Here is a 12,872-nt window from a genome sequence, read left to right as displayed (position 1 = left end):
TAGCTTAGATTCTATTAAGGTCTATATACATCATCTATGACTTCATAACCTTTTTTCTCAAGCAAATCATCTACCCATTGTCTATTAACTGTTCCTGATGCTGAAGCTGCAACCTTTGCTGCATCTCCTGCTGCAATAGTCTGTGCTTTATCTAATATTAATGCTGCATCATTTTTAGGAATTACGATTACTCCATCATGATCTCCAAGAATTATATCTCCGGGGTTAACAGCTATACGTCCACAAGCAATTGGTACATTTACTTCACCAGGACCTTCTTTATAAGGACCACCAGGAGTTGTCCCAGTTGCATATATTGGCATTTCACACTTAGATATTACATCAATATCACGTATAGGCCCATCAATTACAATACCTTTAATCTTTTTGTATTCAGAAAGATATTTATACATGATTTCACCCATTATTGATTGGCTTCTATCTCCTTCATTTGAAACTACTATTACATCGCCTTCTTCAGCTATATTAAGTGCTTTATGTAAAGTAAGGTTATCACCAGGACGAGACTTTACAGTTATAGCTACTCCACACATCTTTTTTGTTGGACTTGACATTAGCTTTATATCTGAATGAAGTGCACATAGACGTCCCATAGCATCTGCAACATTTGCTGCTGGAAGTTCACTAAATGCTTTCACTAATTCTTTATCTGGAAGTTCCCTTTTTAAAAATACTCTATTTCCTACTGGCATATTATTTTCCTCCTAATACTAATCTACTTTTTTTGTATAATCAAATTCAACTACTGGCCATGTTGGCTTTTGACCAGATAATACTTCATGAATACCTTGTGCTGAGTGTAGTGATGCTCTGTTAGTTGCTTCATTAGTAGCTGCTCCAATATGTGGTCCAACAACACAATTTTCTAATGATAATAATGGATGATCTGGGCTACATGGTTCTTCTCTAAGAACGTCTAGACCTGCTGCTGCAATTTTTCCAGTTGTTAAAGCTTTATATAAATCTCCTTCAACAACAAGTTTACCTCTAGCTGTATTAATGAAGAATGCTGTTTCCTTCATCATTTCAAATTCTCTTTCTCCAACTGAATCAACTGTTTCAGTATTTGCTGGACAATGCATTGAAACAATATCACATTCTTTAAAAATTCTATCTCTATCTTTAACTTTCTCAACACCTTCTGGAAGCTGTTCTTGTGTTTTATATGGATCATAAACCATAACCTTCATGTTAAATCCATACATTGCTTTCTTAGCAACAAGTGAACCGATGTTACCACATCCAATAATACCTAATGTTTTACCATCTAGCTCAATTTTATTTACTTTTAATTTTGCATAATAGTAATCTTTTTTTATGTTTTCTTTAACCTTTGTAAAGTTTCTTGCACAATAAAGTATATAGAAAATTGCACACTCTGCAACTGACATACAGTTAGATTTTGGTGCATATACAACTTGAACACCATTTTTTCTAGCAGCTTCAAGATCTACAGTATCAAAACCAACACCATGCCTTGCAACAGCTTTAAGTTTAGGTGCTGCATTGAAAACATCAGCTGTCATTTTAGTCAATCTAACAATTATTGCATCACAGTCAGGTATATCTTTAATTACATCTTCGACTTCTTTTCCCCTTCCATCTACTAATTCATAGCCTAAATTCTCAAGATAATCTCTTGCTGGTTGTGTTATTTCTTGTGGTAATAATATTTTATATCCCATTTTTATTCCTCCTAAATTTTTTTTAATCTAATACTTTATTTTATAAAATATTTTGCAGAACCTAGTTGCACTGCTGTAATATTTATAATCAATTCTTATAAATCCTAGTAAATTCCAAGGATTTTCCAATAAGGTAAAGCTACTACTACGTATATTAACATAACTATACCTACCATTATGGTTCCTACTCTATACCAGTCCTTTTGATCAACATAACCCTGTGAATATATATATATACTTGCACCATTTCCGTAGTTTGTTAACCAGCAGCTATATCCACCAAAGAAAGCCAACAATAAAGATAGTACTGTTATATTCGCTTGGGTTGTAAGTGCTAGTGTAAGTATTATAGGATATATTGCTCCAATATAAGCAGAATTTGATACGAAGAAGTATTTTACAGCAAACGCCATAATAAGTAATATAAGTATAACTAGCCATCCATTAACATGAGCTAAATTTAAGTATTTCTTAAGAAGTGATGCTAAAAAAGGATAGAATTTTCCATTTGCCAATATGGCTGCACTTCCAAAGAAACCACCGTACCACATATACATGCTCCAAGCCATTTTTTCTTTTAAAAGATCATCCCAATTCATGATACCAAATAATAATTCAAGTCCTATGAATAAGAATGCTACTACTTGCATATCAACACCCTTGATTGGTCCGATAGCTATTTGAGGTCCAAACATCCATCCTAAAATTGAAAATATAAATATTCCAAGTAAAATCTTCTCTTTGCTTTTCATTGGACCCATCTCTGATTTAGCCTTTACAATTAGATGATCTATGTCTCCTAATTCTTTTATTTCTGGTTTATACAATTTGTACATGACAAGTGGTATGATAAATAATACTATTGCTCCAGGAACAATTGCTGCCTTAAACCAAAACATCCAAGAAAGAACAGCTCCTCCTGAACTTTGAATTGTTGAGGCAATAACTGCATTTGAAGCCATACCTGTTAAGAATAAAACTGCTGTACCCATTGATATCATATGATATGTCAATTCAAGATAAGCACCTAGCTTTTTAGGATTTTCTGTTGGTGTAGAACCTAAAGACTCACAAACACCTTTAAAAATTGGAAATACAATTGCTGAACGTGATGTATTTGATCCAGTTGCTGGACTTAAAATCAAGTCACAAATTAACAATATATAAGCTAATCCTATTGATGTTCCACCGAATTTAGTCTTTCCTAATTTCTCCAACAGTACAAAGGCTATACGTTTTCCTAGACCTGTCTTTGTAAATGCTCCACATGCAAGTACTACTGATAGCAAAAACACTACTGATGGTGATCCATAGCCTGCATATACTTTAGTAGGATCCATGAAAAGTGACGCAACAGCTAAAATAATCATTACTATAATTGGTTCAGCGAAAGGTTTAAGTATTAAACCACAAAGTATTGCTGCATAAATACCAAACATATGCCATGTATTTGCTGCGAACTTAGCTGCCCCTGCTGGATTTTTAGCTAATTTACTTGATAAGGTTATATCTATTAAGCCTTGCGGTGTTGGTATAATCCAAACTATTAAGCCTAAAAAAATGACTGGCAAAAGCCTTAAGAACGTTTTCTTATCCATAATGTTTCTCCTTTTTTATATACATTTTTAATTAAATGTAAATATATTACTCAAACTATATAATTAACTTAAAAATTTAATGTAATCTTTATTTTCTAGTATCTAATATAAGTTTTGCCCCTGATATTAAGAAATGTATATCTGCATCTGCCACATCATTGTAATATAAAATCAGTCCTTCTATTGTTCTTGGTATAACTTTTGATGCTCCTGCATGAGCTATTACAGTTGCAACAATTTCTTCTGGAAAATCATATTTTTGTGCATAGTACCCACTCATAAATCCATGTTGATATGTTTTACCCATATTATTCTTTACACATGTGCCTTCAACTTCTCCTGGATCATTTTCTACTATTTTGCATACATCATGTAAAAGAATACTGATAATTAATACATCCATATCCACTTTGTATCCATATGCTTCTTTTACATTCTCCGCCATATTAACAGAGTTTCTAATAATTGTTCTTGTATGATTCACAAGAGAAACATTTGGTGCTAATGTAGCAAATTGAGGTTTCATAATATCATCCCAAGCTCCTGCCTCAAATGCCTCCTTCCATATTGCACATGCTTTATCAACCAGCTCTTTGTTATTTACCAAATCTAATTCTGGAAATAATGCTTTAATTTCTTCTTTGCTTATTGTTTTCATAGTTCCATTCCTCCATAGAAATTTTAGCTAAAATGTTTTTCGTTTACACTGGTAATTAATCGATTAGATACACAGCTTGTCCTTACACGTTAATAATAACATCCTAATTTTCAACCGTAAAATGCATAAAATGTATTACAGTCATTACAAAATTCTATTACTTTTTTATAAATGAAATAATAGAAATATATAGAATCCCATTTTGAGAAGTATATTTATCAAGTGATTCTTAGACTCAGGTGGAGTTTGCTTAAGAGGAATACCTCTTACCTGGGCAAGCCCGTTAAATGCCATTTAGGTATTTATTGCCGGAGCAAAGCTCGTAAAATACCATTTAGGTATTTTACCCATCTGAGTCTTAGAAGAACTTATCCAGGGGCGTGTCAGCCGTTATCTCCCACCTAAGAAAAGCAGATATCCCAAATCTGTGATTTGGTGATAGTCGCTTTCACAGAGTGTGATGGGAGTGTTACGGATGGTAGCCATCGGATAAATATATACAGTCATCATCTTCTGTTAGATATGAATGTTTCTCTTCTTTTTTTTACTACTATAATAAAAATCCGCATTACAATTAGGGTATACCATAATTGGCATACCCTTTCTTTTACTATTCTTATTTTCATCACAATAAATATCTATATCTCTTAAAAGTTTTAATTTCATTTGATACTATATATAAAATACCGATGTATTGAGCTGGCTGCTCCAAATTTCTCCTTGGGCAAGGCTTTCCATCTAATATCTGTTGGAAGAACGTAGAATTGAATGAGCTTTAATCCATTACAAATTTTTTACAGAATTATACTCATCTAACGCCTTTGTAAATATAGGTATACAGGGATTATCATTAACTTTCTTATAAGCTGCTACCACTCGTATAGGATCATTGTTCCTTTTAATTCTCAAAAACTTAATATTGTTTTGAGCAAGATATTCCAGACTATGTAATAAAACACTAACCCCCATTCCACAACTTACCAGAGTCAATAATGCTGTAACAGTATTTGCATTACCACTAACCTTAGGTATAAATCCATGACTTAAACATATATTTTTTATACGGTTATTACTTTGTGCTGAGACATTAGGATTCATTAAAATGAAATGATCGTCCCTTAAATTTAATAATTCTATAGTATCATCCTTTGCCTTTGGATGATCTACTGGCAATACAGCACAATAATAATCTTCATAAATCGTCTTAAAAACCAAATCATTTGTCTCAATAAATCCAGCTGTATTTGTAAAGGCTATATCAACCTTATCATTATAAAGCTCATTTAACAATGCAGTATGTCTATTGTCTGCCATCACTAAACTTATATTAGGATACTTTTTTCTAAAAAAATTAACGAAATCTGGTAAAAAATCATGTAGTGAAGCTTCTAAAAAACCTATTTTCAAACTACCAAGGTATCCTTCTTCTGATTGCCTTACCTTTATTAGACTATTATTGTAGTGATATATCATCTTCTCTGCTTCTTCTAAAAATGTCTTTCCTGCTGCCGTAAGCTTTACAGATCGTTTATCTCTTATAAAAAGTTTTGCTCCAATATCCTCTTCCAGATTAGATATAATTCTACTATAAGCTGGTTGTGTAATATACATTGCTTTAGAAGCTTTTGTAAAATTCAAAGACTTTGCCAACAAAATAAAACATTCCAATTGATGAGTATTCAATTTGCATCCTCCTTTATAAAGCTATCAATAGCTATTACTAAAAAACATGTAAACAATTATATCATATTCTTCATCCAAATAGTCAAATTACGTCATAATACTGTCATAACTTGGAGGCGACTTTTTTAACGCGTCATGATATGGTCTAATTGATTGTATCTTTTGCTGTTCTATTTGTTTATTGTTCATTCTTATTGTTATTAATATAGATATTTCTGTAGCAACAGATCCAATCATAGATCATATAAAAGATAACATCTCATCTGACGAAATTTTATTAATATCTATAATACGGTTAAGGGATGAATTGTCAAAGCATATGTCAAAAGATGTGTTTAAAAAGACTTATATTTATAATGCTTATCCAGTAAATAATCCTGAATATAAAAAACCTTTCAAAGTAGATTTTAGTCTAAAAGAAAATTCACAGAAAATAAAAAGGCTGGTAATTAACTCACCAGCCTACTCAAATTAAACATAGCTGTAATTTCATCAATACCTTTATTTTTATACTTGTTTAAAGTTTTTTCACTAATTGAACATTTTTCACAAACACTATTCCAGGAAAGCTTTTCTATAAATATTTTCTTTAAAACCTCTTTAACCTTAGGTTCTAATCTCTCTATACAATAATTCAATCTTGTAATCTCAAACTCTGCAGCCTTCATCATCTTAGAAATTTCTTCCCTGCTTTCTTTACTCATCCTCTTTGTAACCTCATTATATACTAAAGCTATCTTACAGGTTTTATCTGAAATATTACTTGTTATAACCCTATCACCACTTGCTGATGAAAAATTAAGAACTTCTATAACCTCCTCTGATTCAAAATCCTTAAAGGCTTCATACTCAAACTTTAATTGATCTATGTCTTTCAATATTTCATTATAATTTTTCAAAAGATACTCCACATATTCTCTAGTTTCCACACTCTCATCCCCCAATCTCTAACTTTATTTTTTAACGCAACTTTCACAGTTTTTCAAATTACTCATAAATTATTTAAGCATTTTCTAACTTAATAGCCTTTCTATAATTTATACCACATCCAGCTACTGATTTTTTTAAGTAATGCCTTTAATACACAAGGATTGTCTTTTAACAAATTATTATTTTTGCTTTGGACAATCTTATTGGATGTGACCCTGGAGGAATACTCCATGACTGCAGCTAATAAATTTGCCCAAAGCTTTCTTAACTTTGATAAATAAACCTCAATAATATAATTTTTTTTAAGCTCTATTAATTAATCGGAAGAAAATTTAAAATTTACAATAAGTACACTTTATTTTTGTAATACGCTTTTATCTATTTATTTTTATATATAGATATTAAAATATAATTTTTAAAAAATAACTAAAAGCACCCCAAAATTCAAGCATGAATAATGCGGTGTTCCAGTAGATTATTTGATTTTTATAGTTAAGTCAGTAAATATGAAAATTATTCACCATATTTACCTTACAAATTGAAGTTTGTCACTCTCATGCTATGATTTCTGACCTTCATCTATTATATATTTTCGCCCATCTGATGTGCTTTAACCATCAATTCAGTATCTTTTACAAGTCCTGCCCCCATTACATTGGTAGCAAAAAGTCTTCTCTTGATTTCATATTTTTCCAGGTGCTCTACAAAACCATCCAGATCACTCAGTGAACGATTCACAATGTCTTCGCCCAGTCCTGCCGAAACAATATAATAAACTTCTTTTTGTCCGAGGTTCTGCCATATAGGATATGTTCGATCAATAAATGTTTTCATTTGTGCTGAAATGCCGTAAAAATAAATCGGTGTAGCAAGCACAAGTACATCTGCTTCCTGATACAGCTTTAAGATATCCGCCATATCATCTTTCAGAACACAGGTACCACCATTTCTCATACAACCATCACAGGCCATACAAAATCCAATTCTTTTATCTTGAATTCGAATCAAATCTACGTGATGACCACTCTTTTCTGCTCCGTCTCTAAATGCTTCACAAAGCAACTGTGAATTGCCTCTTTTACGTGGGCTCCCTTCTATAATCAAAACTCTTTTCTGTTTCATGATAATTACCTCCGCAAATTCTCGTTTATCTATATTATACCAAAAGTACCGTTACTTCGCATTAGATTACAACTTTGACCTAAGTATATAGAAATTATAACATATTTGTAATATTATTACACAACAGTTTGCAATAAAGGAATAAGTACTTCTTTTTTTCAAACACCGCATTATTTCATTTTCAAAGAACATTCATATATTTAGATTTATAGATTAATACATATAATATTCATATTGCCAAGCAACTTTTCAGAGGACAATGAAGGTAAGTTTTCCTCCTTACGTCGGAAAACTAATTTATTTTAAAGCTTGTTTTGCTAACGCAAAATAATCTTTAAACTTATATAAATCAGCAATGTTTTGCTCTAGCAAAACGAGCCTTCAAAAATTTAATTAAAGATTTTTCGCAGCAAAGCGGAGAAAAATCCTCCTTCACTGTCCTCTGTATTCTGTATACTTTCCTCTACCAAATGGTATCCACATATCCATAAAACTCCTTACCTATTACCCTTACCCCTATATAGATATAAGGTATATACCTATTTCTATATTTCACATATCTCTATATAATAATAATAAGGATATATAGGATACCAATAAACCCAAACCCTTATATTTACTAACTTTCAGCCGTATCCTTAACCGTATCCATGCTGCATTTTATGGATACTATATTTTTCTTTATGGATACGTTCTTGTAAATGCTCTTTGCAATCCGTAGGTTTTTCCAAATTTAAGTTTTCCTGTTCCTTTACAATAAGGTTTCCATCCTTCAATTTTTCTTAAAATATCATTAATTTCTCTTGCTTGAACAGGTGTCATCTGTTTTGGATCTGCTTGAAAAAGCTCTACCCATATTTCCATCGCACATACCTTATCCCTTTGAACAGTACCTTCTTTAGCTTCTCCAAAATCAGTACCATGAATAAAAAGTCTGCGTGCTCCAATATCGAGATCTTTCCAATTTTCAGGCAGCAGCCTATTAAGATATTCTCTAATTAAGCCTTCCTTAGAACTTTCTTCCGTATGTTGTGCTTGAACCTTAACAGCTTCTTTTTCTATATCAGGTGCAAGGAATAAATCCTCCCCATCCTCCCAAAGCTTCAAAGCTTCTGCCCATATTTGATCTATTTCATATTGATTCATTTCTTTCCACAAATTTTTATTAATTTTATTTATTCCTACAAGTACAGGCCAGTAACGTCTATTTCCTGTCTTATCTCTTAAGAAATCATTATCATTAGTAGTTCCAAAAAATACACACTGCCTTGGAAATTTTGTTACACGCTTGCCATATGCAACTCTGTAAATATCCTCTCTTTTAGATATAAAATGTTTTACAGCTTCCGTTTCTGCTCTTTTAGTAGCAGAAAGCTCTGCCATTTCAATAATCCATGCATCTTGAAGCTGTTCATAAGCTTCCTTTCCCTGCACTGTACTAAAAGAATCTGAATACCAATTTTTACCTAGCAAGCTTATAATATGACTTTTTCCTATTCCCTGTCTGCCAACTAAAACAAGCATATAATCAAACTTTATTCCAGGTACAAACACACGGGCAACTGCTGCAGCCACAGCTTTTCTTGTCACCGTTCTTGTATAAGAACTATCTTCTGCACCAAGATAATCAATAAACAAGGTCTCAACTCTCCTTGTTCCATCCCATACAGTTTCTTTAAGATAATCCCTTATTGGATGATATTTATTTTTTTCTTCCACAATTAAAAGTGCATCATCTATTTTTGTAGGTGAAGTTATTCCATATACTTTTTCACTGTAATACCTTAATGCAGCATCATCACTATCTTTCCAAGGATCACCCTCTTCTGTATTATTTAGCTTATGCCATGGAAGATTCCCTCTTATCATTGTTCTGTGTGAAAACTCATTTAAAGCTATTTTTTCTTTTAAATATGGATCATTTTCAAGAATTAAAACTAAATTATCTATGGTTGGTCTATAAAAGCCTCTTTTATCAACCTCAAGAAGCTTCAACCACTCTGTATCCATGTATTCTAAAGCTTCCATGTCTGTAAAATCTTCTTTTGCTGCTTTTAACCTTTCTTGTCCAATGGTGCGCTTTACTTCTTCATCCCTTCTACTAAAATCCATCATAGCTTCATAAGAAGGCAGCTTTCCAGCTGCTGTTCCTTCTTTAACCTCTTCATCTAAATGTCCAAACTTATGAATTCTTACTAAGTCAAAGGCATTGCAAAGTTTACCTGATACTGGGTCTGTTCCATGATGTGAATAAGCAAAATCACCCTTTTCATAAATAACTAAGCCTCCACTTGTTGAACCCTTGGCATATGTATATCTATTTTTATCAGCACAAGGTACATATATATCACTTAAAAACTTTTCAATAACCTCCACTACAGAATAAGTTCTGCAAAATGCACCTACAATTCCATCTTTCTCCCTTGGATTTCCTTGTTTATCTACTGACTTTTCTCTAATTTTTATGTTTCTTGAAGACTCAGGCCACAAAGAAACCTCCTGCCAATTTTCATATCTACTTAAAATATAATCAGGATTTAACCATGCTTCATCTTGATATTTAAAAATAAATTCTCCATCTTGTGATGTGGATGGCCAATACATAAGTCTTGAAGGTTCATAAGTTGTATCATCAAAATAATCAATTCCTATATCCTCTGCAACTTTCCTTGCTACTGCTCCATATTCTTCAGAAGTTACAGTCCTGCTTAATGGAATAACTAATCTGAACCTTGGTTTATCTTTACTGTGTTTATGGGTTGTATACATACAACAGCCAAAGTTAAATAGCATTTCTATAGTATCCCATAAGCCTTCTTGTCCATAATCAACATCTAAAGTAAGAATACTTCTGCTTAAAACAGCATCACCTTTTCTCCTTCCAGATCTTAAAGCTCCACCAACAAAACCACCCACATCTTTTATATCATCCTGATCATTTTTAGGCAGCTTATTGTATTGTTCATAAGTTTCTGGTGTTCTTACAGTTTTACTTACCTTATCTAAAAATTCGGACCACTTCATCTCTTTATTTTTCCACTTTACTTCCCTACGATTTCTACCTACCGCAATTGTAATAACACCATCATTTTTCAATGTGATCCACCTCCAAAATTCTCGTAGAAGATAACTGAGTGTCTGGTTAATCCTTCTTATAATAATCAGTTTCAAAACCATCAGCTTTTAATGGAAGTCCTTTTGCCCATTCAATAGGTTTACCCATGATTTCATTTACTTCCTTTAAAGAACCAAATCCATTTGGCACATCCAATATAACTTCATCATGAACATGAAACACTATTTTATAACCCGCCCTATCCAGCCTTAGCATTGCATAAGCTAAACAATCTCTGGCAATTGCTTGAACTATATTTTCTGTAAGTTTTCCTCCATAAGTATTAAGTCTTCCCCATGCTTTAGTTCCCTGCTCTATTCCTTCATAAGTAAGTTTTAGTTTATTGAACCTAAAATCCTTTTCAATTCTAGGTCTCACATAAGAAAGACTTCTTCCTGAAGGAAGCTTGATAAATAAAAATTCTTCACTTCCAAAAAACTCAAGTCCATACTGCATTTTCACTACTTTCTTTTCTCTTACTGCTTTTATTGCTGCATCCTCAATTTTTCTCCACAGCTTTACTATGTTAGAATTTGATTTTCTCCAGGCTGCAACAATGCCTGAAAGTTCCTCTTCTTTCAATCCCATCTTTACAGCTCCCATTGCTATAAGCGCACCTGTACTTCCTTGATAACCACAAGCAAGGGTTGCCACTTTTCCTTTCTGCCTTAATGAGTATTCCATATTACCTTTAACTATCTTTTCAATTGGCACCCCAAACATCCTACTTGCTGCCATTTCATAAACTTTTCCACTGCCTTTAAAAGTATCTATAACCCATTTTTCTCCTGCAAGCCAAGCTATAACTCTAGCTTCAATGGCACTAAAATCTGATACTATAAATCTTGAATTAAAAGCTGGAATAAAGGCTGTTCTTATAAGCTGGGATAAAACCTCCGGCACACTATAAAATAAAACCTCCAGCATTTCATAATTTCCTGATTTAAGAAGCATACGTGCAGCTTCTAAATTATCCATAGTGTTTCTTGGTAAATTTTGAGTCTGAACTAATTTTCCTGACCATCTGCCAGTACGATTTGCTCCATAAAATTTCAAAAGTCCCCTTACTCTTTCATCTTTGCACACAGCTCTTTTTATAGCTTCATATTTTTTAACAGAAGTCTTAGATAACTCCTGCCTAAGCTTAAGTACTCTTTTAACCTTTTCATCTTCTACTTCTTTTAATAATTCTCTTACCTTTTCCTTTGATAAACTTTCAGCTTTTACACCCTTAGTTTCAAGCCAGCCTTTTAACTGCACCTGACTATTAGGATTTTCAAGACCTGTTAAAGCTGCAGCTTCTTCTGTTTTTTTACTTTGACAGGTTTTATCACATTCTATGGCACTATGCACCAATACTTTATCTATCTTAACTCCACTATCATTTATTTTTTGATCCAGAGCCCAAAGTTCCCATTCCTTTTTTGTTACTGGATATTTTTCTAACTTCTTTCTTACAGCTCTTTCAACTTCCACATCCTGCTTGCAATAAGTTTTAAATACCTTCCATTTTTCTATATTATGCTGGGGTAAGTTCCGGCTCCTTTCACCACGTTTGCAGGGCATAGAAAAGTACCTTATAAGAGCCTTCCCTTCCTTCATTTTCTGCTGCTGTAAATTTAAACTTTTAGCAGCTCCTTCAAGGCTTCCTCCAAATCCTAAAGCTAATGCATGAACAGCACTGCATCTCCACTGCTCTGGCGGCATAGGTTTATTTAAATATTTTGCTAGACAGGTTCTTTCAAAGTTAGCATTAAAAGCTGTTTTTATAAGCTTTGGATTAGTTAAATCTTCTATTATACCTTGTGGTAACTTTTCACCAAAAGCTAAATCTATAATATTTATTTCTTTATCCTCATAAGCATAGGCAAATAATAATATTTCAAAATCCTCTGCCTCTGTATATGCATAAACTCCAGATTTTGTGATGTCAACACTTGAATAGGTTTCTATATCAATGGATAGCAAATAATCATCTCCCTATAAGTTAACTTTTTAGGTAAGAACTAAAAACTAAGAAGTAAGAGTTAAGGAGGATTTTTCAAAGAAAAATCTTTAAA

At 32.7% G+C, this 12,872-nt stretch carries 9 protein-coding genes; all 9 read right to left on the bottom strand.

From position 1 onward, the window contains the following. Nucleotides 1-14 precede the first annotated feature (14 nt). Nucleotides 15-713: an RraA family protein gene (locus Ccar_RS24400; protein WP_007061556.1), complete on the bottom strand. Its 699-nt coding sequence runs from the start codon at nt 711-713 to the stop codon at nt 15-17. An 18-nt stretch (nt 714-731) separates the two neighbouring features. Continuing rightward, entirely contained in the window at nt 732-1,706 is a 975-nt protein-coding gene (locus tag Ccar_RS24395) for a hydroxyacid dehydrogenase (protein ID WP_007061557.1), read from the bottom strand. A 104-nt stretch (nt 1,707-1,810) separates the two neighbouring features. Beyond that, a complete protein-coding gene (locus Ccar_RS24390) occupies nt 1,811-3,304 on the bottom strand; it encodes a DASS family sodium-coupled anion symporter (protein ID WP_007061558.1) in 1,494 nt (497 codons plus the stop codon). A gap of 88 nt (nt 3,305-3,392) precedes the next feature. Further along, complete coding sequence (locus Ccar_RS24385; protein WP_007061559.1) at nt 3,393-3,962, bottom strand: HD domain-containing protein; 570 nt, start codon at nt 3,960-3,962, stop codon at nt 3,393-3,395. A 783-nt stretch (nt 3,963-4,745) separates the two neighbouring features. After that, nucleotides 4,746-5,645 (bottom strand): LysR family transcriptional regulator, encoded by a 900-nt coding sequence (locus tag Ccar_RS24380; RefSeq protein ID WP_007061560.1) that lies wholly within the window; start codon nt 5,643-5,645, stop codon nt 4,746-4,748. A 449-nt stretch (nt 5,646-6,094) separates the two neighbouring features. Further along, a complete protein-coding gene (locus Ccar_RS24375; RefSeq protein ID WP_007061562.1) occupies nt 6,095-6,574 on the bottom strand; it encodes a hypothetical protein in 480 nt (159 codons plus the stop codon). Nucleotides 6,575-7,157: 583 nt separating this feature from the next. Beyond that, the gene (locus Ccar_RS24370) at nt 7,158-7,697 is read right to left on the bottom strand and encodes a flavodoxin family protein (RefSeq protein WP_007061563.1); all 540 of its coding nucleotides are present in this window, start codon (nt 7,695-7,697) and stop codon (nt 7,158-7,160) included. A 681-nt stretch (nt 7,698-8,378) separates the two neighbouring features. Beyond that, on the bottom strand, nt 8,379-10,793 hold the full coding sequence (locus Ccar_RS24365) for a virulence-associated E family protein (RefSeq protein ID WP_007061564.1): 2,415 nt from the start codon (nt 10,791-10,793) through the stop codon (nt 8,379-8,381). Between the two features lie 46 nt (nt 10,794-10,839). Next, the gene (locus Ccar_RS24360) at nt 10,840-12,780 is read right to left on the bottom strand and encodes a DNA polymerase (protein WP_007061565.1); all 1,941 of its coding nucleotides are present in this window, start codon (nt 12,778-12,780) and stop codon (nt 10,840-10,842) included. Between the last annotated feature and the right edge of the window lie 92 nt (nt 12,781-12,872).

Origin of the sequence: Clostridium carboxidivorans P7, from assembly GCF_001038625.1 — a bacterium.
GTDB lineage: Bacteria > Bacillota > Clostridia > Clostridiales > Clostridiaceae > Clostridium_AM > Clostridium_AM carboxidivorans.
This window is presented reverse-complemented; position numbering and strand designations above follow the sequence as displayed.